Below are 22,118 nucleotides of genomic sequence, written 5' to 3' on the forward strand. Positions count from 1 at the left end.
ACTGCGGTCCGGGAATGCCGGCTACCGGAGACCACCTCCCGCGCGAAGCCTGGAACCGTGATCGTTCTTGCTGACGCGCCCAGCCGTCGCCGCACGCCCGTCAGGGCCACCGGGCTCGGCGCGGCGGTGTTGCTGGGTCTCGCCGCGACGGTCGCCGGCACGCTGGTACCCGTGGTCGGCGCCCCCGTCTTCGCCGTCGTCGCCGGGGTCCTGCTGAGCCCGCTGACGCGGCGCCGGTCCGCGGCGATGGCGCCGGGGCTGAACCTGGCCAAGGGCCCGGTGCTGCAGTTGTCGGTCGTGTTCCTCGGCGCTCAGCTGTCGCTCGGGCAGGTGCTGTCGGTGGGCGCGGGGTCGTTGCCGGTGATGCTGGGCACGCTCGCGGTGTGCCTGCTGCTGGCCTGGTCGGTGGGGCGGCGGCTCGGCGTTCCCCGCGATCTGCGCACGCTGATCGGTGTCGGCACCGGCATCTGCGGCGCCTCCGCCATCGCGGCCACGACACCGGCGATCCGGGCGAAGAGCAACGACGTGGCGTACGCGATCTCGACGATCTTCCTCTTCAACGTGGCGGCCGTGCTGGTGTTTCCGCCGCTCGGGCACGCGCTGGGGCTGAGCGCGCACGAGTTCGGGCTCTTCGCGGGCACCGCCGTCAACGACACCAGTTCGGTGGTGGCCGCCGCGGGCGTGTACGGCCCGGACGCCGCCGGATACGCCGTGGTCGTCAAGCTCGTCCGTACCCTGATGATCATCCCGGTCGTCCTCGTCCTCACCACCCTGACCCGCCGCGGCGCGGACCTGCCGGAGACCTCGAAGGCCCGCCTCGCCGCCTCCCTCGTGCCCTGGTTCCTGGTCGCCTTCCTCGCCGTGGCCGCCCTGAACACCGCTGGGCTGATCCCGGCCACCGCGCAGGCCGCCCTGCACCAGGCGGCGCTGCTGTTCATCGCGGTCGCCCTCGCCGGCGTCGGCCTCTCCACCGACGTGGCCGCCCTCCGCCGCACCGGCGCCCGGCCGCTGCTGCTCGGCCTGATCCTCTGGGCCGCGGTCAGCGCGACCAGCCTGGGCCTGCAGTTCCTGCTGGCTCGATGACGAGGTGCGGGACGGGCCGGACGGTGCAGCACCTGTGACAGACTGCGCGGGATGCCACTGCCGCCCTGGATAAGCGACCTGCCGGCGCTCGACCTCCTGCTGTCCGTCGCCGAGACGGGAAGCGTCGGGCGCGCGGCGCAGGCGCACGGGATCAGCCAGCCCAGCGCCAGCGCGCGACTGGCGAAGCTGGAGCGGCGGCTCGGCGTACCGCTGCTGGTGCGGTCGCGGCGCGGGAGCCTCCTCACGCCCGCCGGCGAGACGGTCGTCGCCTGGTCGCGCACCGTCATCGACGCCGCGCAGACCCTCGCCGACGGAGTTCTCACGCTGCGCGCCGACCGGCAGGCACGGCTGCGTATCGCGGCGAGCCTCACCGTGGCCGAGTACCTGCTGCCGGCCTGGCTGCTGGGCCTGCGCCGCACCCATCCCGGGCTGGACATCTCGGCCGACGTGGCGAACAGCCACGGCGTCGTCGAGGCGGTCCGCTCGGGCGCGGCGGACCTCGGGTTCGTCGAGTCACCCGACATCCCCGCCGACCTGACCGCCCGCGTCGTGGGCGACGACCGGCTCGCCCTGGTCGTCGCCGCCGGCTACCCCCTCGCCGCGCACGCCTGGCGCGCACTACGGCCCACCGATCTCGCCGACCAGCCACTGCTGCTGCGCGAACCGGGCTCCGGCACCCGCGATACGTTCCTGAACGCGATCGCGCACGCCCTCGGCTTCGCGCCGTCGCTGCCGCACGCCATCACCCTCGGCTCGACCACCACGATCCTCGCCACGGTCCGCGCCGGTGGCGGCATCGGTGTGATTAGCGCCCGTGCGGCCGCGCCTGCCGTCGCCGCGGGAGAGCTGGTCGAGCTCCGGGTCGAGGGCCTCCCACTGACCCGCCCGCTGCACGCCCTCTGGCTGGGCCGCACCCCGACCGCCCTCGGCGCGGAACTGCTGGCGATCGCCGCGGCCGCCTCCGCGGACTGACGGCCGGCCGGCTCCACCGGGGCAGGGGACCGGAGGGGGCGGTCAGCCCGGCCGGTGCACGCCCGCGTCGCGTGCCCGGGCCACCGCCTGCGCCCGGTCGGCGACGCCGAGCTTGAGCAGGATGTTCGAGACGTGGTTCTGGACGGTCTTCGTGCTGATCCCGACCCGGGCCGCGACGGCCTGGTTGGACTGCCCGGCGGCCATCCGCGCGAGGATGTCGAACTCCCGGTCGGTGAGCTGCGGGAACGGTCTGGCTGGGCCGGTCTCGGTGAGCGCCGCGAGCATCCGGTCGGCGACCCCCGAGTCGAAGATGGCCTGGTCGGCGTGGACGGCGCGGACCGCGCGGATGATCTCCTCGGGTTCGGCGTCCTTGAGCAGGTAGCCCCGCGCTCCGGCGCGTACCGCCTGGCGGACCATGACGTGGTCGGAGTGCATGGTGAGCACCAGCACCCGGGTCCGCGGGTTCTGGCTGCGGATCTGCTCGGTGGCCTCGACCCCGCCCCCGCCGGGCATGTGCAGGTCGATGATCGCCACGTCAGGATCGTGTTCGCGGACCGTCGCCACCGTCCCGGCGGTGTCCGCCGCCTCGGCCACCACGGCGATCCCGGGCACGCTGTCGAGGAGCCGGTGCAGCCCCATCCGGAAGACGTGATGGTCGTCGGCGATCACCACCCGCAGATCGCTCATCGCCGCCCTCCGGCCGGGAAGACCGCCGCCACCCGGGTGCCGCCACCCGGGCGGGAGCCCAGCTCGAACCGGCCGCCCAGCTCCCGTACCCGTCGTCGCATCGAGCCCGTCCCGACCCCGGCGACGTACCGCTCGCCGATGCCGCACCCGTCGTCGTCCACCCGCACCCCGAGCCCCCCGCCCCCGGTCAGCGACACGGTACAGGTGGCGGCGCGGGCGTGCCGCAGTACGTTCGCCACCGCCTCCAGCACGACCAGATACGCCGCCTCCGCTACCGCCGGCGCCAGGTCGGCGTCCGCCACGCTCCGGTGGACGTACCGGAACGACGGCGCACCAGCCAGCGCCGCGCACCGGTCGAGGTGCTCGGCGACCGCCCGGACCAGGCCGAGGTCGGCCACCGCCGCGGGTTGCATGGCGTCGATGATGCGGCGCACCGCCGTGGCCGCCGAACGCACCTGCCCGGAGATGACCTGCAGGTCGGCGGCGAGCCGAGCGTCCACGCCGGCGTCCCGACGCACCCCGTCCAGCGCCAGCCCGATGCCGGACAGCAGCGGCCCCAGGCCGTCGTGCAGGTCGTGCCGGAGGCGGCGGCGTTCGTCGGCGCGGGCGTGCACCGCCCGCTCCTGGACCACCCGCAACTCGGTCGCGAGGCGGACGGCGTGCAGCGCCGACCCGATCCCGTGCGCCAGTTCGGTCAGCAACGCCAGGTCGGCGCGGGCGTACGGCTCGCCCGGCACCCGGGGGCCGACCGTGAGCGTCCCCACCAGCTCGCCGCGCCACTCCAGCGGCACCTCCACCGAGGGCTCCCCGAGCGGCGTGCCGACCCGGGCCACCTCCTCGCCCACGCCGTCGGCGAGCAGCCGGACCGACACGTACGGGGCGCGCAGCGCGCGGGCCACCACGGTGGCGGTGGTCCCGGGCAGTTCCGCCGGGTCGGCGACGGCCCGCAACTGCCCGCGCAGGGCGGCCAATGCCTCCAACGGCTCCTCCCGCTGGCCGAACAGCCAGCGGGTGACCGCCCGCTGCACCCGCCGCCGCACCGGGTCCGCGGTGGCGGCCACCACGGCGGACGCGATCAGCGCCAGCCCCGGCGCCGGGCCGACCGCGGTACCGAGCACCGAGACCACGCCGAGGTAGACCGCGAAGATCAGCGCGGTGAGCGCGGCGAGGACCACCGTGCGCCGGATGAACGGATCGATGTCGTACAGCCGGTACCGGCGGACGGAGAGCGCGATCGCGCCGACCAGCAGCACCGGGATGAGGAAGTAGCCGACCTGGGCCACCGGGCGCGGCATCAGCCCGCCCACCAGTTCGATGGTGAGCACCAGAGCGACCCCGTACCAGAGGAACTTCAACTGCTGGCGCTGCGTCCGGTTCCCGCGGCGCCAGCGGACGGCGAGGCTGGCGAGCGCCGCCAGAACGGCGGCACCGACGGCGACCGCCGAGGCGAGGGCCAGCGCGGGAGAGAAGCCGACCGCGAGCGGGTTGGCCGGCTGGTCCGGGGTCGGCAGCGGGCCGGGCCCGAGCGCGCCGTCGAGCACGGTCACGGCGGTGGCCGCGACGCCCAGCCAGGGCACCCAGCGCCAGGCCGGCGTCGGCGGCCGCCCGTCCGGGAAGATACCCGGCAGCACCGTGAACAGCGGTACGACGAACATCGCCCACAGCCACAGTTGCACCCAGGCCGCCACCTGCCAGCCCGGCCAGCCGAGCGCGGTCCAGCCGGCTGCGAACACCGCGCCGGCGCCGGAGGCCCCGGCACCGAGCAGCAGCCCGCCCACGGCCCGGCCGTCGGGGCTGCGCCGGAGCCACCAGCCGGCCGCCAGCAGCAGGAGACTGTGGACCATGTTGCTGGCCAGGGTCCAGCTGCCGCCCGGCCCGACGACGATGACGAGCAACCCGCCGGTGACGGCCGCCAGGGCGAAGACCGCGGTGACGGCGGCCGCGCGCAGGCTCCCCCTCAGGCCGCCCGCCCCCGCCGTCACCGCAGCTCCGCTCATCGCGTACCTCCTCAGCGGGCCGGCTCGACGGCCGGCTCGACCGGAACGCCCTCGCCGTGCGACCGGAGTGCGGTGACCAGCAGCAGGAGCCCGAACACGGCGTAGACGGCGGACAGGGCCATGGGCATGACGAGATCCGCCAGCAGGCCGACGATCAGGATGGCCCCCCACCAGCGCACGCCGCGGTCGAGCACGAAGGCCAGACCGGTCACCAGCACGCCGAGCATCATGACGTAGAAGAGCGCCTCGAGCGACATCACCGAGGCGGGCAGGTCACCACGACCGAGGATCCCGCCCCAGACCACGGCGGCGAGCGCGATGAGCAGCGCCGTGACCGGCCCGAAGGCCAGCAGCGCCGCGCCGATCCGGCCCAGGCGGCCGGTGCGCTGCCGCCGCCGGGCCCACAGGGCCAGGAACGCCAGCGGCAGCAACCCCCAGTAGGTCTCGATGGTCAGCCGGGCCACCCACTGCGGCCACTCCTCGCCGCCCGTCTCGTGGACGTGCCGCACGAGCAGCACATGTCCGGCGGCCATCACCGCGCAGGCGGTGATGGCGAGGCCGACGGCGCCCAGTGGGAGCCGGGCCAGTCTTTCGATCAACGTACGCATTGCGCTCTCCTTCCGAGCTGTCCCTGGCTCGAAAGGGTGCGGGCCGGCGTTCCCGGGTGGCACGGGCGCAGGCTCCCGACCGGTCCGGGAATTCCTCTCAGCCCGTCTGACCGGCCGGTTGGAACAGTTCGATCAGGTTGCCGGCGGGGTCGGCCAGCAGGATCTGTTGCCCGCCCGGGCCGGCGACGACCTCGCTGCGGAACGGCAGGCCGGCTGCCCGGTGCCGCGCGATCTCGGCGGCCAGATCGTCGACGGTGAGGTGGATGCGGTTGCGCCCGGGGGTGGCGGCGTCCGCGGGGGTGGCTCGGGCACCCGAGCTGACCGGCCCCGACAGCAGCAGTCGCAGGGGGCCGCGGACCACCTCGGCGAAGGCGGGCGCGGCGTCGGCGCCCAACTGGAAATCGAGGTGGGTGGTGTAGAAGTCGACGGCTGCCGCGACGTCGTCAACCACGTAGCGGACGCTGGCGTACCCGTGGCTTCCGGTCATGGCGCGGACCCCCTTTGCTCGAGGACGGGTAGCAGATGGCGGATGCGGGTGTCGATGTCGGCCGCGGTGCGGGTGAAGGCCCGATGGTCGGCCTGCCCGCGGTCACCGGCCGACGCAGGGTCGGGGATGCTCCAGTGGATGCGGCACGGGTGGTGCGGGAAGTCGGGGCATGCCTCGCGGGCCCGGTCGCACAGGGTGATCACGAAGTCGAACCGGCGTCCGGTCAGCGTGTCCAGGTGGCGCGGGCGCTGACCGGCGACGTCGATGCCGTACCGCTCCCGCAGTACCCGCACGCCACCGGGATGCAGGCGCGGCCCCGGCCGGATCCCGGCACTGCTCGCCTCGACGTGTCCCGCCGTGTGCTGGCCGAGCAGGGCCTCCGCGATCGGTGAGCGGCCGCTGTTGCCCGTGCAGACGAACAGCACGGCGAGGCGGCGCGCCCGCCGCGGGCGGCCGGCGGGCAGCGGCGGGCCGCTGCCTGGCCGCAGGGCCGGGTGCAGGGCGGTGCCGGCGCCGGCGAGCCCTTCGGCGCAGCGGTCCAGATCGAGGTGGTAGTAGCTGTCGCGGCCGTCGAAGCTGCTCCGGGTGACGGTGACCAGACCACCGTCCCGCAGCAGCCGCAGGTGGTAGGAGACCAGGTTCTGCGGCTCGCCGGCGAGCGTGGCCAGCTCGCGGACCCGCAGGTCGCTGCCGGCAAGCTCGGTCAGCAGCCGCCAGCGCAAGGGATGAGCGGCCAGCCGCAGGAACGCTGGGGCGGCCGCCCCGGACGCACCCACGACTGCGAGGATACATCAAACCTGTTTGATCGATAGGACCGTCGCAGTGACCGTACGTCAGCTCCGTTGCTGGCACGGCACGCAGTGGCGGGCGGAGGGCAGGATCTCCAGCCGGGCCGTCGGGATGTCCTGGCCGCAGCCGTCGCAGACGCCGTAGCTGCCCTCGGACATCCGCCTCAGCGCCTGTGCGGTGTCGGCGATGCCGCGCTGGGCCACCTCGATCAGCCGGCGCAGGGTGTCCGGGTCGTGGCCGCCGTGGTCACGCTGCCGCGCGTGCAGCGTCAGTTCCGTGAGTTGGTCGGTGTGCTCTCCGAACTGGCGTTCCAGCAGCTCGCGCAGCATCTCGGTGCGGTCGTTGAGGGTGTGCGTCATGGTGGTGCTCCTCTCCGGAGGATGGTCGGGTTCAGTCGCTCGCCGGGTGCCGCGTCGCCGCGACCGCGGCCATGCCGGCGCCGGTCAGCGCGGCGGTACGCGGTGACGCGGCGCGGTGCACGGTCGCGCCCAGCGTGGCGACCAGCCGCGCGGTCAGGTCGGGCCGGGTCGCTCCGTCGCCGACCACGATCACGCCCCGCGCCAGGGCGGCGCGGACCAGCAGCCGCTGGGCCGGCTCCTGTCGCAGCTCCCGGACCAGCCGCGTCGTCGCGTCGGCGAGCATGGTGGCGGTCACCGAGTGGTTCAGGTCTCGGGTGCCGACCTCGGCGCGCCGGGCGGCGACCACCCGGCCGTTCTCCAGCAGCGCCACCTCGGTGAGCTGGGCGCCGATGTCGGCGAGCAGCAGGGTGCCGGCGGCGGCGCCGGCGCCGATGGCGCCCGCGCGCACGCTGTCGACGAAGAGCAGCCGGGAGGGCGCGAGGACGGCGTTGAGCACGCGGCGTGTCGCTTCCTGGTCGGCCGGAGTGGCGAGGACCGGCCGGCAGGCCACCACGAGCGCCCCCACCGGTACCGGGGCGCGGTGGTCGCGCAGCAGCCGCCGCAGTTCGGTGGCACAGGCCGGGGCGTCGACGACCCGTCCGCGCCGCACGACCGGTGTCCGCAGGCCCTGACCGACCGGGACGCTGAGCACCCCGCCGGGTCCCAGCCAGATCCGTAGCTGGGCGCTGCCGAGGTCCACGGCCAGGGGCTCGGGGCCGACGGCCACCGCCGGGCGGGTGGTGTGGGACCGGCCGACCAGCATCCCGGTGCGGTCCGAAGGGTGAACGGAAGTGACGTTGCCGGACATACCGACCTCTTCTACGGTGGGATTCCCCGCCGTCCGACGGACGGGCGGTGTGCGGTGGGAGGGTGGCCGGGCCGTTCCGGTCGACCGTCAGGCCGCGGCGCTCGGCGGCGTCGGCCTGCCGGGCCTCAGGGCCGCCGGCGTTGCGCCGGCGGCGCGGGCACGTGCCCGGTCCCGCGGACGGGGCCGCCGGGCGGGCCGGGAATCCGGGCCGGTCCGAGCCGGGACAGCCGCGGACGACCGGCGGACACGGGCGGCGTCGTAGCCACCGGCGTGCGGGTCATCATCACCGCCTCCTCGCTGCTCGGGTACCGCGTCGGACCTCCAGCGTCGCGCGGAAGCAGAGGGTTGGCATTGCCCGTGACCGGCCAACAAGTGCCCGCCTGATTGCCGGCTGCCGGAGAACACCATCGCTTGCCGTCCGGCCGCCATCACCGTTGGTGGCGGTCCGCGATGCCGGCCTCCTCCCCGGGGGCGTCCCGGCATCGGGCCTCGAACGATTCTTGGCGGAGGCTATGGTGGCCGCATGCGCAACCACCAGCACCCCGTCGGCGTCGGGCGGCCCTTCGCGCTGTCGATGCTGGCCGTGCTGGCGGTTGTCGTCGCGGCGGTCCGGGCCGGCTGCGCGCTCGGCATGTGCATCGTCGTCCGGCTGGACCGCGCCGTCGCGGGCTGCGTTCCCGCGTGGTCGGCCGATCGGGCGCCGCCGGCCGTCGTGCGAGCCGCCCGACCGTCCACCGTGCTGCCCTAGCGCCGGCCCGCTCCGGGGCAGCCGTCCCGCAAGGAGCTTCCCCTGTGCACATCGAACGCACGACGCTGCCCGGTATCGGAGTACGACACACCTTCACGACCGGGCAGGGCCGCCGGATCGGCGTCGTGGAGTACCAGGCCGGCGACCGCCGGGACGTCGTCCACGACGACCCCGACGATCCCGACTGCATGATCAGCCTCAGCCTCACCCGTGCCGAGGCCAGCGCGTTGGCCGCCCTGCTCGGCTTCCCGGAGCTGGTCGCCGTGCCGGCCTGACCCGCTAGGCAGGCAGCGGCCGGCGCGGCCAGTCCAGTGCCCGCGCGCCGAGCGTGGCGGCGTGCAGGGTGAACCGGTCCCGGGGATCGGCGGGGTCGTAGCCGCTCAGCGCCCGGATCCGGTCCAGTCGATAGGTGACGGTGCGGACGGACACGTGCAGGCGGCGGGCTGCCTCCGTGGCGACCTCGCCGCAGGCGAAGTACTCGTTCAGGGTGTCCAGCAGCGGCTCGGCGCCGCCCCGGGCCTGGCCCAGCGGCGTCAGCACCGCCTGCACGAGGTCCACCATCGCCGCCTGGTCCCGCAGCAGGACGCGGTAGATGAGCAGGTCGTGGGCGTCGATCACCGGCGTGTCGGCGTGCAGTCGCCGCGCCGTGGTGAGCGCCTCGCGGGCCTCCTCGTAGGACCGGGCGATGCCGTACACGCCCGGGTGCGGGCGGCCCACCGCCACCTGCCACGGCCGGCCCCGCACCAGACGGTCCAGCTCGCCGTGCATCAGCCGCCCCAGGTCTGCCGCCGGCCCGCCGTCGCCTCCGCCCCGGTCGGGCGTCACCGTGTCCGCCGGGGCGATCACCACGAGCAGTCCCTCCTTCGTGGCCACCAGCACGTCCCGGTCGCCCAACCGGTCGAAGATCACCCGCTCCAGCGCGCTGATCGCCGCCTCGGTGTCCGGCAGCCGGTGACCCGGCGCGGCGAGCGCGACCTGGTGCACCCGGGCCAGGTCAAGCCCGAACGGCTCGGCCCGCTCCACCAGCCCGCCCAGGTCGGAGTCGCCACGCAGCAGGTCGTCGACGAGTTCGCGGCGCAGCGTCTCCTCCCGGCGGACCAGGTCCCGGCGGGCCGCCGCATAGCCCTCGGCGAGAGTGGCCACGGCGGTGTCGACCACGTGGAGCACGGCGTCCGCGGCCGCGCGTACGGCTTCGCTGTCGGTGGAACGCGCCAGGTGCGGCAGGTGCCGCCAGAGCCGCCGTGCCGCGGACAAGTAGAGACGGACGGCCCGGCCCGCGGACACCCCCTGCTCGGCGGCGCGCCGGCCGAGCGCCCCCACCGCGTCGAGTTCGCCGCGGCGCGGCCGACGGCCGGTCACCGCCGCGTCCGTCAACAGCCGTAGATAGTCGCCGAGCAACTCCACCGGCACGCCGCCGGCATCGGCGCTGGCCCCGCGGGCCACCTCGGTCAGCCAGGCGTCATCGCCGCGGCCCCCGGCCGCAGCCGGTCGGCGGACGCTCTCGGTCATCGCGGTCTCCCCGTGCGGGGCCGGCACCGAACGCCGACCCGATCCGTCCAGCCTATGGCCGGGGCACGGCGTGCCGGCCGGCTCTCGACAGCATCCTGCACGCGGCAAGGGCCGTCCCCCTCACGGGATGACGGCCCTCGCGGTGTACGTGCGGCTCAGCCGGGGATCTCCCGGGGGTCGCGGCTGCGGGGGTACGTGTTCTTCTCGCCGATGGTGCCGTCCTGCTTCTTGATCACGTGTTCGGCGTCCCGCTTCTTGGCCATGTCCCGGCCGGCGGCCTCCGCCTCCTCCTTGGTGCCGTGAACGCTGCTCGCGCGCTGGTTGCCCTCCGGCCGGTTCTTCCACTGGCCGTCCTGCGGATACGTTTCGATGTCGCCCTTCGCCATGGTCGCGGCCTTTCTGGTCGTCATGGTCGGTCACGAATATCTGCCCGGCCCGGGTACACCTTGAAACGTGGTCGTGGCTCCCGCCGCCCCGACGTCGGCCTGCGTATCGTGACCCCGGGGAAGGGCGGTGGCACGGTGCCGACCAGTCGACTTGAGGCGTTCAGTGACGGCGTGCTCGCCATCATCATCACGATCATGGTGCTGGAGCTGAGGACGCCGGAGGGCCACCGGTTCTCCGACCTGCTGCACACGGCCGGCGTGGGGCTGCTGACGTACCTGCTCAGCTTCGTCTACGTCGGCATCTACTGGAACAACCACCACCACATGTTCCACCTGGTACGCAGGATCAGCGGCCGGGTGCTGTGGGCCAACCTCGGGCTGCTGTTCTGCCTGTCGCTGTTCCCGTTCACGACGGGCTGGATGGACGAGTCGAGGTTCGCGCGGACCCCGGTCGTCATCTACGGACTGAACCTGCTCGCTGCCGCCGTCGCGTACTTCGTGCTGCAGACGGTCATCATCCGGCAGGAGGGAGCCGACTCGCCGCTGCGCCGGGCGATCGGCAGGGACGTCAAGGGCAAGATCTCCCCGGCGTTCTACGGCGCGGGAATCCTCAGCGCCCTGCTGGTCGACCGCGGCGGGCGGGTCGGCGTGGGGATCGCCCTGGCGTGCTTCGTCGGCGCCGCGATCCTGTGGATCGTGCCGGACCGGCGCATCGACCGGGCGGTCCGCGAGCACGAGACCCCGGCCTGAGGCGGCGCGGCCACACCTGGCCACACCTGGCCGCACCGGCATCTCCGGCCTCGTCAGCTCAGGTCACGGAACCGCTGCAGGATGATGACGACGAACGCGACCAGCAACGGTGCGGCGACCAGGTCGAGGATCCGCAGGGTCCTCCGCCGCGCCGGCCGCCCGGTGAGCTGCACCACGATCCGGGAGCTGAGGGCCAGCATCAGCAGGGCGAGGACGGCCGCCTGGACGGGCCCGGCCCGGGCCACGGTGAGGGCGACGTCCATCATTCCGCCGCCCTCCGTCGCCTCCGGCGGTGCCGCAGCCCGCACCGGCCCAGCTCGATCAGGGCGGCCAGCGACGCGGTCGCGGTGAGGACGGCGATCCCGAGCGTCGGTGAGAACCGGTGCAGATGGATCATCCCCTGCGCGACCAGGATGCCGAGGGCGAGGCTGAGCGCGACGCCGACGACGAACCGGCTGGAACCGTCCGGTATCCGGATCAGGCGCGCGCACGCCAGCCCCGGCGCCACGGCGAGATAGCCGAGGACGACAACCGCCCGCAGGATGCCCGGCACGTCCCAGAGAACGAGGTTGAGCACGCCGGCGCCGGCGAGGAGCGTCACCAACGGCGGCCAGGGCGAGAGCGGAAGGTCCGTCCGAGCGGAAGCAGGCAGACCCCGATCCTCGGCCGTACGGGATTCAACGATCTCGGTCACCGCCGCCGCCCCTCTCGTCATTGCTGAGGACATAGACCCTCGCCCCGGAGTTGGTGTAGACGAGCCTGAACCGTCCCGAGTCGACGACCTGGCGTTCCAGGGTCTCGCCCCAGCCGCGCGGCTTGCCGAGGAACGACTCCGCGAAGACGAACTGCCCCTTCGTCATGATCAGGTACGCGCCCTTCGGGTTGCGCCGCATCTCCTCCTCGATCGCCACGACGCTCGTCGGCCCGAGGTCCTCGCCGAGGGGCCGGTACCGGTACCGTTCGACGCCCTGCGCCCGCCAGGGGACGTTGGACGTCACCGAGACGAACGAGACGCCCGCCGGAGCGTGTGCGTAGAGCCACTCGACGGCCCGGTGGTCGGCCGGGCGTACCTGCTCGAACGCCTCGTTGCCGTATCGGGCGACGAAGAACGCGCCGATGAGCACGGTGCTCAGCACGCCCGCGACGAGGGCCGAGGCGACGCGACGCCGCGCCGGCCACACCGGGACCAGCAGCGCGGCCAGCAGGATCGCCATGAACGGCAGGGCGAAGGCGTAGACCCGAAGGAAGATCTCGCCGCCGTAGCTCTGCATCCCCAGGAGGAGGAACGGTGCCCCGGCGAGCGCCAGGAGACCCAGGTCGGCATCACCCCGGCGCAGCCGCCGCCACGCGCCGGCGGCCGCCAGCCCCCAGACCGACACCGTGAAGAGGAGCCGCAGCAGCACGACCACCTGGTGACCCGCGTCGCCCCGCACCCGTTCGACCGCCCCGTCGTTGATGGTGCCGCCGACCTGTCCGAAGGAGCCGAACATGTCGTCGAGGTGCCCCGCCCAGTACACGACGGCGCCGTAGCTGATGTAGGCCATGAGCACGACGGCGAGCAGGACCGGCAGCGTACGGAGCGTGCACCGGCGGACCAGCGTCAGCGCACCGACGGACACCACGATCGCGATCGGGGTCAGCTGATGGCTGACGGTGCTGGCCGCGAAGAGGGCGAGGACCACCGCCACCAGGCCGACCAGCGACGCCGGGCCGGCCTGATGGGCCACGGGTTCGAGCGACAGCGGCCTCGGCGGCAGCCGGAGCAGGCGCAGCAGCCGACCGACCGGGCTTCGCCGGGACCGCCTGCTTCGGCTGCCGTCGTGCCGGGCGGGCCGGAACCAGCGCAGCAGCAGCATCAGCAGGACCAGGTAGAAGAGGTAGTTCAGCGCCTGGGGGCCGAAGTAGTCCTGCCCCACCCAGTTGGCGGGAACGAACAGCCAGAGGGCGAGCCACGCCGTCCGGGCGTCGGCCGACGTCAGCCGGGCCAGCCGGAACACCGCGACGCCGTAGAGCAGGTTGAACCCCACGGGCGCCCAGGCGAGCAGCGGCATGGCGTCCGGCAGCCCGGCCGCCCGCGTGGCCATGGCCGTCAGCGCGAAGAATCCGGGCCAGCTGAAGCGGGCGTCCAGCTCCGGCAGCGTCTCACCGGTACGGGCGATGTAGTCGGCGAAGCCGACGTGCAGCCAGCCCGGGATCATGCGCGGCAGCGGCTCGATGATCGGGGCCGCACCGAAGAGCAGGACGACGAGCACGACCACGTGCGCGGCGAGCAGGGCGTCCGAGGCCGGGCGGGTGCGGAGGACGCCCTGCAGGAAACTCCCGGTCAGCAGGGCCAGTGCGGCGTACAGCTCGGGCCGGAGCGCGGTGATGAGGCCGAGCGACCCGATGTCGGCGACGTCCCCCCGCCGCAGGGCCCAGACCCCGAGCGCGAGGGCTGCCGCGGGCACGGCCCACTCGACGCCGGCGAGCAGGCCGTCCCGGATCCGCTGACCGGCGGCTGCCGCGGGGGCGGCGGCCAGCAGCGCCCCGTCACCGCTCACGACGCGCGCCGTAGCAGCCGGATCATCGACGGCAGGACGGCGCCCGCCACCACGACCTGCCCGGCGAGGTAGGCGACGCCGACCCCGACGACCCCGATCTCGTCCATGGCGACCAGCGCCAGCGACAGGACCAGCGTGCTCGTGGCCGCATGCACGGCGATGATCCGCCCGACCCGGCGTTGCACGCGGGAGGCCGCGACGAAGACGGTCAGCACCAGCTTGGGCAGCACCGCGACGGCGAAGAGCCGCAGGATGCCGGAGCCGGTCGCGGCGTAGCCGGTGCCGAACAGGGTCAGCAGCAGCGGCGCCGACACGCAGAGCAGGATGACCGCCGGCACGAACAGCAGCAGGCCCCGCCGCAGCACCTGCCGTGCGTACGCCGCGAGCCGCGATTCGTCGGCGGCGGCCTCCACGGTGAGCGAGGTGCCGAAGTGGTACGCCACCAGCTCCAGGGAGCCGCCGAGCAGCCAGGCCACGTAGAAGACGCCGTTGGCCTCGGCGCCCAGCCGGGCGGTCACGATCAACGGCAGGGCGTTCGTGCCGGCCTGCATGAACAAATATCCGACGTAGTCCAGCGCCACGAACCGGGCGAGCACCCGACGGCCCGGCAGTGGCGTTCCGGTGTGGCGCCCCCGCTGGCGGGGCAGCAGCCGGCGGAAGACCAGCACGTTGATGGGGACGAGCGCCGCGATGACCGCCAGGTTCCACGAGACGAAGATGCCCAGGCTCGGTATGGCCCCGGCGAGCAGCACCAGCAGTGCGATCTTGAGGAGCCCGAAGACGGTGTTCTCGATCGGGACCCAGACGACTCCGCGCAGGGCGGTCAGCACGCTGTCCTGCAGGGTGAAGACGCACCAGCCGGCGACGGACAGGGCGAACGCCAGAGCGAGCAGGGGAGTGCGGTCCAGGAAGCCGAGCCGGTCGCTGACCCGGGGGGCGAGCAGCAGGAAACCGCCGCTCAGGGCGAGCGCTGCGAGACAGGTGAGCCCGTAGGAGTATCCGACCAGCCGACTGCCCTGACCGGCGGCGGCCGGCAGGAACCGGGCGAGGGCTCCGTTCAGATTGAGCTGCGCGAGGTTGCTGAGAAATGTCATCGTGGACACCATCGCCGCCCCCACGCCGAGTTCGGCCGGCGAGTAGAGGCGGGCGGCGAGAGCCCAGTACGTGATGCCGAGCAGTGAGCTGACCGCCGTGTTGAGCATCAGCGCGTAGACGTTGCCGTTCAGCGGGTCGCGCAGGTGCTGCCGCAGCCGGACGCCGATCGGCGCGGCGACGGTGCCGACGGCGGGGGTCGCGCGGCCCACCGACGGGTCCGCCGTCCCGGCTCGTGGGGCGCTCACGACATCAGCCCTCCTCCCGTCCCGCGTGCTCTCCCAACGGTCACGACGTCTGCCGGCTCAGCCGCGGCTGCGCGGCGTGCACCAGGTGGCGGGCCCGTCGGTACGCGCGCCAGCCCCTGGTGAGCAACCGCTCGCCGTGCCAGGCCAGTGGTCGGCCGGTGCCGTCGAGCAGGGCCCCGATGCCGGCCGCACCGGTGTCGCGTTCGATCAGCACCCGGGCGATGGCGAAGACGTTGTCGCCCGGGTGGCTCAGCGCGTTCTTGACGCCACAGGCGGAGGAGTAACCGGCGGCGAGCACCGCGGCCAGCACGGCATCGCTGTGGTAGCCGTACGGGTAGGCGAAGGACCGGATCGGAATTCCCAACCGGTCCTCCAGCACCTGCCGGCTCCCGGCGACCTCCTGCCGCAGTTCGGTGCGGCGAAGGCAGTCGAGGGCGCGGTGGCTGCGGCTGTGCGACCCGATCTCCACGCCGTGCGCGTGCAGGTCCCGTAGTTGGTCCCAGTCGAGGGACGGATCCCCGCCCGGCGACGGCGTCGCGCCCACCCGGGCGGCGATGACGAACGCCGTCGCCGTGAGCCCGTGCCGGCGGAGCACCGGCAGCGCGGTGTCGGCGAGGTCGGGAAAGCCGTCGTCGAAGGTGACCAGCACCGGTCGCGGCGGCAGCGGGGCCAGGCCGCGCAGCACGGCCGCGTAGTCGCTCACGGTCATCGGCGTGCGCTCCCGCGCCCGGATCAGCGCCATCTGCTCGTCGAAGTCGCCCGGCGACACCGACCAGCGCAACGTGCCGTCGCGGCGCAGGTCTCCGACGCTGTGATAGCAGAGGACGGGGACGATCTCCGGTGCCGGGTTCATGGGCGGCTCCTCGCGAATCGGACCGCGGCTGCGGCGTAGTGGACCGGTCCGAGCGCCAGCCCACAGAGTTCAACGGCCGTGAGCCAGGTGGGATAGCCCTTCTGCTTGCGGTCGTTCTTCGCCGACCCGGGCCGCAGGGCGTAGGCGACGCCACGGGGCAGCCGCGCCAGCAGCTCCCGCCGGGTGGTGGGGTCGTTCGCCAGGCATTTCGTCAGCACCGCGCCGAGGCCGGCCCCGTACGAGTACATGGTCCGTCGGAGCGCCCGCATCTCCCGTCGGTGGGTGTGCCAGACGATGGCCCCCGGCTCGTACGCCAGCACGTGTCCGGCCAGCACCGTCCGCAGCAGGACGTCGATGTCCTCCCCGCTGCGCAGCCGCGGATCGAAGCCGCCCAGCCGCAGCAGCGCGTCCCTGCGGAACGCCATGTTGGCGCCGGAGCCGTACGAGCCGGGCAGGTACGGGTGCAGCGACCGTGGGGGAGGGTCCACCCGACGGGTGGCTCCCGCCTCGATCGTGGCGAACCCGGCCCGGTCGAACCGCCGCCGCTGGCAGCCCTTGCCGTAGCCGCCGTACTGCTCCAGCCAGATCTGCGACGGCGTGTCCAGTTCCCGGGCGAGGACCTGGCCGGTCACCGCGGCGACGCCGTCGTCGGTGAAGCCGTCGACGAGGCTGCGCAGCCACCCCCGGTCGAGGACGAGGTCGTCGTCGGCGTAGGCCACGATCGTGCCCCGAGCCTCGGCCAGACCCCGGTTGCGGGCGTGCGCGACGCCGGGTCGCGGCTCTCCGGCGTAGCGGAACCGGGGATCGCCGGCGGCGCGCCGGGCGACGATTCGCGCCGTCTCGGTGACCCGCGGCGCGTTGTCCACGACGATGATCTCGTAGTCGGGGTAGTCGAGCGCGGCGAGCGAGTCGAGGGTGGACTCGAGCAGCGGTGTGCGTCCACAGGTGGGCACCACCACGCTGACGAACGGGGGGTGCTCCGCCGCCGGTGGGCGCGAAGGACACGATCCGGCGCCGCCGGCCTCCGCGGCCGGTGTGGAGTCGAGACGGTCGAGCGTGGACAGGCCGTCGTGCCGCCGGTGCGCGTCGATGGCCGCGGCCAGCCGGGACCGGATGGCGGCGGTGAGCGCCGGCGCCGCCAGCCCGCCGGCTGGCAGCGGGACCTCGACCAGCCCGAGCGGCTGCCCGTGCAGCCGGACCAGGACCTGCGCGACGCCGTACCGGGTGTCGTCCGGCCCGCCGGTGTCGGGTATGTCGGGCACCCCCTCGGACAGTTCGACGGTGACCACCCGAACCGGCGCCGGACCCGCCCGGCGCCGGGGGACCGGCGTGCTCATCGCCTGGGGGGCGCGCAGGGCGTGGGCGGAGACGTAGCCGGCGGCGGTGACCAGCAGCCCGGCGGCGATCGCCGCGGAGCGCACCAGCCCGGCAGGGTCGCCGTGCCGGAGCTGGCGCAGCCCGCGGCGCACGCCGGCGGGCAGGGTGCGGCGGGTGTACGTGCGCTCGGTGGCGAGCCCGGCGTCACTGCCGACCAGCCGGGCGACCACGGCCTTGGAACGCCCCTCGGAGAAGCACCGCTGCCGGAAGTAGCGCCACGTCGCCCGGTCCGCGGTCACCCGGTGCCGCACCCGGGCCGCCGGCTCGTAGAGCACCACGCCGTCCGGTTCGAGGTCCCGGATACGGATGCAGAGTTCCGTCTCCTCGCAGCCGACCGGGGTCCGGCCGACCCGGCCGAGCGCCGGGTCGAAGCCGGCGGTGCGGTCCAGGACCGACCGCCGGAAGGACATGTTGCAGCCGATGACGTTCCGCACGGGGGCGACCTCGGTGGGCTGGCCGGTGAAGCTGCACCCGACCACCCAGTCGAACTCGGGGGGCAGCCACCGTGGCCGTGCCTCCTCCCAGTCCGGCAGGGCGTGGCCGCCGACCGCGAGCACCCGCTCGTCCCGGTAGTGCGGCAGCAGCCGGGCCAGCCAGTCGGGTTCCGCCGCGGCGTCGTCGTCGAGGAAGGCGACGATCTCACCGGTCGCCCGGGCCAGCCCGGTGTTGCGGGCCGCCGAGAGGCCGCGCGGGCCGGTGCTCGGAACGACGGTCAGCTCGGGGAACGTGGCGCGTACCCGCTCCAGCAGCGCCGGGTTGTGGTCGACGACCACGACGACCTGTGCCGGCGGCACCTCCTGCGCCAACGCGGAGCCGACGGCCCGGACGATCTGGTGCCACCGCCGCTCGGTGTAGACGCAGATGACCACGGAGACGGCCGGGGCCGCGCCGGACCCGGCCGGTGCTTCCGGAACGAGGACGGTGATCGGCTCAGACGTTGACGAGGACGCGTTCGACGTTGCTGCGGACCCAGCGTGGATCGTCATGGTCACCTTCGGAGTCGAGGAAGAGCAGGATGTGGCGTAGCCAGTAGAGGAGGAGGGCCGGGCGCGGTGGGATGTCGTCCAGCCAGTCGGCCACCTCGCCGGCGGGGACGTCGAGCGTCCGGTCGATGCCGTGCCGCAGCGCGTGGACGACGATCTCGCCGAGTTCGTCGCCGCGGGCCAGCCGCCGGGCGAGGACGTGCAGGTGCAGCAGATCGTGCAGGGGGAGTTGCCGGTCCGCGGCCTGGTCCCAGTCGACTATTCCGGTCACCTGACCGTCCAGTGAGGTGGCCAGCAGGTTGCCGGGCCAGAAGTCGCCGTGGATCCAGGAGGTGTGCACGGTGCGGCCGACGAGGGCCACCATGAGCTCCTCGCGGAGCCGCCGGACCGGGTCGAGGAGCCGACCGCCGCGCGGATGGCGGGCGAAGAACTCCTCCAGCCGCCGGAGCGGGGCGTCCACCCACCCCGTCACGGCGGCCCGGTCGAGCAGGGTCCGTTCCCGGGTCTGCGCGTGGAGATCGCGGATGACCCGGCCGGCGGAGGCGAGCAGCGCGCCCCGCCGGGTACGCCGCAGCATCATCCCGCTCGCCGGAGCGCCGCGCAGCGCCCCCTCCACGCAGTAGTAGCGCCCGTCGATCTCCCCTTGTGCCGCGCAGTACGGCAGGACCGGGCGCAGGGCGGGCAGGCGCGGGTCCGCCCGCAGCAGGTCGAGCACCTCGGTCTGGCGCCGCAGCCCCTCGACGGCCCGGCCGGTCCAGGGCACCTTGACCATGTATCGGCCGTCGGTGCCGCGGCCCCGTACCGCCGCCACGGCGACGGACGTGCTGGTGAAGGTGACGGTCTCGGTCCGCCACCAGGTGTCGTCGGTGGCGGTCGCCCGGGCGACCAGGCGCGGAGCGACCGTGGCGGTCCAGCTCCGTTCGGGCCGGTGCAGCCAGGAGGCGAGCCGGTCCCGCAGGACCGGCTGCGCCCACTGGACCGCGCTCCTCACCGCGTCCTCCGCTCGACGTAGTGCCGCCAGATCCGGCCGAGCGCGTCGGCGAGCACGAGTTCCGGCGCCCGGTCGGCGTCCACCCGCTCCAGGTGCGGAATGCGCCGGCGCAGCCGCCGGTACTGCTCGCGTTCCCGCTCGAGGTGCTCCGGGTCGTACTCCCCGGAGCGCCGGTACATGACCGATCCCGGGACATCCAGCAGCAGCACCACGTCGGGTGCCGGGCAGAGCCGGCTCAACAGTTGGAAGTACGGCCACTTGAGCCACACCAGCGGCCCGCGCGGCGGGAGCAGCGCGTCGTAGACGTACCGGTCGTAGACCACCGTCCGGCCCAGGAGCCGGTGGCGCAGGGCAGTCAGGTACCGGCGCCACACGGTGAACGGGCGCAGGGAGACACGTACGGCCTGCTCGGCAACGCTGCGCGGCGTCTCGGTCGACGGCCACAGCCCCATGTAGACCCGGCGAACCGGAAAGTAGAACGCCGATTCGAGGCCCTGGGCCAGGGTGGATTTCCCCGCCCCGTCGGGGCCGAGGAGGGCGATGTCCGCGCCTCGGCGGCTCCACGCCTGCAGGGGCCGCTCGATCGCGCGCAGGGTGGCCGAGCCGACGACACGGCGCGCGACGCCGATCGGACGGGCCCGCCACCAGGCGGCGAGCAGCTGCCGGCGTACGGACGGCAGTGCCACCGGACGACCGGCCCGCCAGTACGCCAGGACCATCCGAGCCGTCCGGTCCGGCAGCGCCCGGGGGAGTGGACCGTCGAGGGCGGCGTGGTCCTCCACATGCCGCAGACGACGGAGGTGGTGCCCCGCGACGGTGCCCTTGTCGAGCACGCAGTGCAGCAGCAGCGCCCAGAACTCGTCCCCGGGTGCGAGCACCCACACGTCGTCCTGGCGGACCCGGCGGTCCAGGCACTGCCCGGCGACCGGGATGCGCACCTCGAAATGACGGCCGTAGGCGAGTTCGGTCACCAGGTCGAGTTCGATCCACGAGCTGGTGGCCTCGTCGAGCCCCAGGAAGAACCGGTGACTGCCCCGGCCGTGACCGGCCAGGCGGATCAGGCCGTGGGTCTCGATGACGGCGACCGCCCGCGCGAGATCGGCCGGTGCGATCAGGAGGTCCAGGTCGCCGGGGCCGGTGAGCGCCTCGGGACCGCCCCGCAGCAGGCACCAGCGCACGCCGGCCCCGTCGAGGCCGGCCAGCACCGCCCGGACCAGCCCGTGCGTGGTCCCCGCCGATCGGGGCGGCGGTGGCGGCGCCGGACACTCCGCGGTCCTCGCCGGCATGGTCAGGTCGTCGCCGCTCATCGGGTCTCCGCCGAGGGTGCGGCCGCGTCGGTCACGCGCAGGCACGGGCCCGCCGGTGCGGTGGGCGCCGTCGGCCCGGGGACCCCGAACTCCACCGGCGTGCCGGCCCGCAGCGGGAGGTAGCGGACCTCGTACGGCCCGAGGCTCAACGGCCGTCCCTGGATCTGCAGGTCGATCCGGTCGCCTGCGTTGTGTACCAGGAGGACGCCCTCCCGGCCCCAGGCCAGGCCCAGCTCCGGTGCCGGCCACGAGACGGCGTCGGGTCCGGTACGGCCGGCGAGCACCTGCTGCAACCGGGCGACCGCCTCCCCGTACGCCAGGGGCCGTCCCCCGCCGTCGCCGTTCGTCGAGGTCCAGAGCGCGGGCGCGTGCGGCTGAGCGGTGTCGCCCTGGGGTTCCCAGATCAGTGCCGCCGCCGCGCCCTGGTCGGCCATGTGCAGGAGGGCGGCGACGGCCCGCGCGGTCAGTTTCTGCTGTCCGGCGGCATCGGCCCGGCCCACGTGGAACTCGCTCCACCAGATCGGCAGGGACGTCCGCTGACGCAGCCATCGGGTGAGCGCGCCGAAGAGTTCGCCGCTGGTGGTGGTCGCGGTGATCGTGTCCTGGTCGCGGGTGGACAGCCCGGCGTCCACGGCGACGAAGTCCGCGCCGTGCTTGTGCCGGAGCCAGTAGTCCAGCGCGTCGAGTCCGCGCTGGTCGACGACGCCACAGGTGCCGGCGAGCGCCGACGGGTGACTGGCGTTCTTCGCGTCGGCCCAGATGTCGATGACGACGTACGGGCCACCGACGGCGATGGTGGAGTCCACCGCCTTGAGCGCGTCGTACACGAGGTTGTAGAGCCTGGTGTAGGACTCGTAGTCCCAGCGGTTCCCGGCGGCGTTCCAGAAACCCTTCATCTCGTTCCACACCTGGAAGTGCCGGACGTCCGGATAGCGCCTGGCGACCGCCGCGGCGAGCGCGGCGAAGTCGGCGTAGTGCTCGGGACGGGGCGCGACCTCCAGCCGCTTCCAGTCGGTCTGCCCGGGACGGCCACCCTTCATCCAGTCCGGGGCGCAGCAGAGCGTGATGACCGGGGTGCCGCGGGTCGACCGGATCAGCTTCATCCGCCGGTCCAGGGAGGACCAGTCGAACCTGCCCGGGCTCGGCTGCGGGTTCTCCGCCCCCCAGCCGAGGATGTGCTGATTCTGGTAGCTGGCGGTCGCCGTCAGGACGGCCTTGGCGGAGGTGAGGGCGGGCGCGCTGCCCCAGTCGTCGATCGAGTAGCGGGTATGCGTGACGCCCAGGGACAGGGTGCCCGGGTCGGGACGGTGGCTCTGCGGCGCCGACCAGTCGTATCCGGCCGCGTCCGAGCCGATCGGGAGGCCTCCGGCGTCCTCCGGCCGGTTCGGGGCGGGACGGTCGAACGTCACGAGCAGCGCGATCGCCGCCAGGGCCGCGGCGAGGACGAGCCACCGGCGGCCGGCCGGCCCGGACAGGCCCGGCCGGCGACGGGGGGTACGGGTCAT

General features: G+C 74.1%; 23 protein-coding genes. 5 read left to right on the top strand and 18 right to left on the bottom strand.

From position 1 onward, the window contains the following. Window positions 1–57: 57 nt before the first annotated feature. On the top strand, window positions 58–1,083 hold the full coding sequence (locus ABZW14_RS14795; RefSeq protein WP_355345481.1) for a putative sulfate exporter family transporter: 1,026 nt from the start codon (window positions 58–60) through the stop codon (window positions 1,081–1,083). Between the two features lie 51 nt (window positions 1,084–1,134). Next, window positions 1,135–2,055: a LysR substrate-binding domain-containing protein gene (locus ABZW14_RS14800; protein ID WP_355345484.1), complete on the top strand. Its 921-nt coding sequence runs from the start codon at window positions 1,135–1,137 to the stop codon at window positions 2,053–2,055. A 42-nt stretch (window positions 2,056–2,097) separates the two neighbouring features. Here the strand turns inward: ABZW14_RS14800 and ABZW14_RS14805 are convergent, their stop codons facing one another. The 7 genes from ABZW14_RS14805 to ABZW14_RS14835 form a co-directional block, all read right to left on the bottom strand. After that, window positions 2,098–2,742, bottom strand: coding sequence for a response regulator transcription factor (locus ABZW14_RS14805; protein ID WP_355345487.1), 645 nt, complete (start codon window positions 2,740–2,742; stop codon window positions 2,098–2,100). After that, the gene (locus tag ABZW14_RS14810; RefSeq protein WP_355345489.1) at window positions 2,739–4,739 is read right to left on the bottom strand and encodes an ATP-binding protein; all 2,001 of its coding nucleotides are present in this window, start codon (window positions 4,737–4,739) and stop codon (window positions 2,739–2,741) included. Before ABZW14_RS14810 ends, ABZW14_RS14805 begins: the two co-directional genes overlap by 4 nt. A gap of 11 nt (window positions 4,740–4,750) precedes the next feature. Then, entirely contained in the window at window positions 4,751–5,347 is a 597-nt protein-coding gene (locus tag ABZW14_RS14815) for a hypothetical protein (protein ID WP_355345491.1), read from the bottom strand. A 97-nt stretch (window positions 5,348–5,444) separates the two neighbouring features. Next, window positions 5,445–5,834: a VOC family protein gene (locus ABZW14_RS14820; RefSeq protein ID WP_355345494.1), complete on the bottom strand. Its 390-nt coding sequence runs from the start codon at window positions 5,832–5,834 to the stop codon at window positions 5,445–5,447. Next, window positions 5,831–6,610: a helix-turn-helix domain-containing protein gene (locus ABZW14_RS14825; protein ID WP_355345497.1), complete on the bottom strand. Its 780-nt coding sequence runs from the start codon at window positions 6,608–6,610 to the stop codon at window positions 5,831–5,833. The genes ABZW14_RS14820 and ABZW14_RS14825 overlap by 4 nt, the downstream gene beginning before the upstream one ends. A 57-nt stretch (window positions 6,611–6,667) precedes the next feature. Continuing rightward, the gene (locus tag ABZW14_RS14830; RefSeq protein WP_355345500.1) at window positions 6,668–6,982 is read right to left on the bottom strand and encodes a TraR/DksA C4-type zinc finger protein; all 315 of its coding nucleotides are present in this window, start codon (window positions 6,980–6,982) and stop codon (window positions 6,668–6,670) included. Window positions 6,983–7,013: 31 nt separating this feature from the next. Further along, complete coding sequence (locus ABZW14_RS14835; protein ID WP_355345503.1) at window positions 7,014–7,829, bottom strand: rod shape-determining protein; 816 nt, start codon at window positions 7,827–7,829, stop codon at window positions 7,014–7,016. A gap of 523 nt (window positions 7,830–8,352) precedes the next feature. Between ABZW14_RS14835 and ABZW14_RS14840 the strand changes: the two genes are divergently transcribed. Together ABZW14_RS14840 and ABZW14_RS14845 are read left to right on the top strand one after the other, a co-directional pair. Further along, on the top strand, window positions 8,353–8,577 hold the full coding sequence (locus tag ABZW14_RS14840; RefSeq protein ID WP_355345506.1) for a hypothetical protein: 225 nt from the start codon (window positions 8,353–8,355) through the stop codon (window positions 8,575–8,577). 44 nt (window positions 8,578–8,621) lie between these two features. Then, window positions 8,622–8,852 (top strand): potassium transporter TrkA, encoded by a 231-nt coding sequence (locus ABZW14_RS14845; protein WP_355345509.1) that lies wholly within the window; start codon window positions 8,622–8,624, stop codon window positions 8,850–8,852. 4 nt (window positions 8,853–8,856) lie between these two features. On the opposite strand, the gene ABZW14_RS14850 is transcribed toward ABZW14_RS14845, so the two are convergent. Next, complete coding sequence (locus ABZW14_RS14850) at window positions 8,857–10,086, bottom strand: helix-turn-helix domain-containing protein (protein WP_355345512.1); 1,230 nt, start codon at window positions 10,084–10,086, stop codon at window positions 8,857–8,859. Between the two features lie 155 nt (window positions 10,087–10,241). Beyond that, window positions 10,242–10,496, bottom strand: coding sequence for a DUF2188 domain-containing protein (locus ABZW14_RS14855; protein ID WP_355345515.1), 255 nt, complete (start codon window positions 10,494–10,496; stop codon window positions 10,242–10,244). 84 nt (window positions 10,497–10,580) lie between these two features. Between ABZW14_RS14855 and ABZW14_RS14860 the strand changes: the two genes are divergently transcribed. Continuing rightward, window positions 10,581–11,222 (top strand): TMEM175 family protein, encoded by a 642-nt coding sequence (locus tag ABZW14_RS14860; RefSeq protein ID WP_355345518.1) that lies wholly within the window; start codon window positions 10,581–10,583, stop codon window positions 11,220–11,222. Between the two features lie 53 nt (window positions 11,223–11,275). On the opposite strand, the gene ABZW14_RS14865 is transcribed toward ABZW14_RS14860, so the two are convergent. The 9 genes from ABZW14_RS14865 to ABZW14_RS14905 form a co-directional block, all read right to left on the bottom strand. Further along, window positions 11,276–11,488: a hypothetical protein gene (locus ABZW14_RS14865; protein WP_355345521.1), complete on the bottom strand. Its 213-nt coding sequence runs from the start codon at window positions 11,486–11,488 to the stop codon at window positions 11,276–11,278. Continuing rightward, window positions 11,485–11,823: a hypothetical protein gene (locus ABZW14_RS14870; RefSeq protein ID WP_355345524.1), complete on the bottom strand. Its 339-nt coding sequence runs from the start codon at window positions 11,821–11,823 to the stop codon at window positions 11,485–11,487. Before ABZW14_RS14870 ends, ABZW14_RS14865 begins: the two co-directional genes overlap by 4 nt. A 76-nt stretch (window positions 11,824–11,899) precedes the next feature. Next, entirely contained in the window at window positions 11,900–13,762 is a 1,863-nt protein-coding gene (locus tag ABZW14_RS14875; protein ID WP_355345527.1) for a hypothetical protein, read from the bottom strand. Next, a complete protein-coding gene (locus ABZW14_RS14880; protein WP_355345530.1) occupies window positions 13,759–15,102 on the bottom strand; it encodes a hypothetical protein in 1,344 nt (447 codons plus the stop codon). Before ABZW14_RS14880 ends, ABZW14_RS14875 begins: the two co-directional genes overlap by 4 nt. Before the next feature lie 40 nt (window positions 15,103–15,142). Beyond that, on the bottom strand, window positions 15,143–15,955 hold the full coding sequence (locus tag ABZW14_RS14885) for a polysaccharide deacetylase family protein (protein WP_355345533.1): 813 nt from the start codon (window positions 15,953–15,955) through the stop codon (window positions 15,143–15,145). After that, window positions 15,952–18,318 (bottom strand): glycosyltransferase, encoded by a 2,367-nt coding sequence (locus ABZW14_RS14890; protein ID WP_355345536.1) that lies wholly within the window; start codon window positions 18,316–18,318, stop codon window positions 15,952–15,954. Before ABZW14_RS14890 ends, ABZW14_RS14885 begins: the two co-directional genes overlap by 4 nt. After that, window positions 18,263–19,306 (bottom strand): aminoglycoside phosphotransferase family protein, encoded by a 1,044-nt coding sequence (locus ABZW14_RS14895; protein ID WP_355345539.1) that lies wholly within the window; start codon window positions 19,304–19,306, stop codon window positions 18,263–18,265. The genes ABZW14_RS14890 and ABZW14_RS14895 overlap by 56 nt, the downstream gene beginning before the upstream one ends. Next, entirely contained in the window at window positions 19,303–20,613 is a 1,311-nt protein-coding gene (locus tag ABZW14_RS14900) for a hypothetical protein (RefSeq protein ID WP_355345542.1), read from the bottom strand. Before ABZW14_RS14900 ends, ABZW14_RS14895 begins: the two co-directional genes overlap by 4 nt. Beyond that, window positions 20,610–22,118, bottom strand: a complete 1,509-nt coding sequence (locus tag ABZW14_RS14905; protein WP_355345545.1) for a hypothetical protein — start codon at window positions 22,116–22,118, stop codon at window positions 20,610–20,612. The genes ABZW14_RS14900 and ABZW14_RS14905 overlap by 4 nt, the downstream gene beginning before the upstream one ends.

It is taken from the genome of Micromonospora sp. NPDC004551, from assembly GCF_040609975.1.
In the GTDB taxonomy this organism is placed as follows: domain Bacteria; phylum Actinomycetota; class Actinomycetes; order Mycobacteriales; family Micromonosporaceae; genus Micromonospora.

Bases quoted from the DNA above. Each gene is read 5' to 3' on its own strand.
- ABZW14_RS14900 (WP_355345542.1), bottom strand. From the start codon at position 20,613: ATGAGCGGCGACGACCTGACCATGCCGGCGAGGACCGCGGAGTGTCCG.
- ABZW14_RS14905 (WP_355345545.1), bottom strand. From the start codon at position 22,118: ATGACCCGTACCCCCCGTCGCCGGCCGGGCCTGTCCGGGCCGGCCGGC.
- ABZW14_RS14855 (WP_355345515.1), bottom strand. From the start codon at position 10,496: ATGACGACCAGAAAGGCCGCGACCATGGCGAAGGGCGACATCGAAACG.
- ABZW14_RS14885 (WP_355345533.1), bottom strand. From the start codon at position 15,955: ATGAACCCGGCACCGGAGATCGTCCCCGTCCTCTGCTATCACAGCGTC.
- ABZW14_RS14820 (WP_355345494.1), bottom strand. From the start codon at position 5,834: ATGACCGGAAGCCACGGGTACGCCAGCGTCCGCTACGTGGTTGACGAC.
- ABZW14_RS14865 (WP_355345521.1), bottom strand. From the start codon at position 11,488: ATGATGGACGTCGCCCTCACCGTGGCCCGGGCCGGGCCCGTCCAGGCG.
- ABZW14_RS14800 (WP_355345484.1), top strand. From the start codon at position 1,135: ATGCCACTGCCGCCCTGGATAAGCGACCTGCCGGCGCTCGACCTCCTG.
- ABZW14_RS14840 (WP_355345506.1), top strand. From the start codon at position 8,353: ATGCGCAACCACCAGCACCCCGTCGGCGTCGGGCGGCCCTTCGCGCTG.
- ABZW14_RS14850 (WP_355345512.1), bottom strand. From the start codon at position 10,086: ATGACCGAGAGCGTCCGCCGACCGGCTGCGGCCGGGGGCCGCGGCGAT.
- ABZW14_RS14890 (WP_355345536.1), bottom strand. From the start codon at position 18,318: ATGACGATCCACGCTGGGTCCGCAGCAACGTCGAACGCGTCCTCGTCA.
- ABZW14_RS14830 (WP_355345500.1), bottom strand. From the start codon at position 6,982: ATGACGCACACCCTCAACGACCGCACCGAGATGCTGCGCGAGCTGCTG.
- ABZW14_RS14810 (WP_355345489.1), bottom strand. From the start codon at position 4,739: ATGAGCGGAGCTGCGGTGACGGCGGGGGCGGGCGGCCTGAGGGGGAGC.
- ABZW14_RS14805 (WP_355345487.1), bottom strand. From the start codon at position 2,742: ATGAGCGATCTGCGGGTGGTGATCGCCGACGACCATCACGTCTTCCGG.
- ABZW14_RS14815 (WP_355345491.1), bottom strand. From the start codon at position 5,347: ATGCGTACGTTGATCGAAAGACTGGCCCGGCTCCCACTGGGCGCCGTC.
- ABZW14_RS14835 (WP_355345503.1), bottom strand. From the start codon at position 7,829: ATGTCCGGCAACGTCACTTCCGTTCACCCTTCGGACCGCACCGGGATG.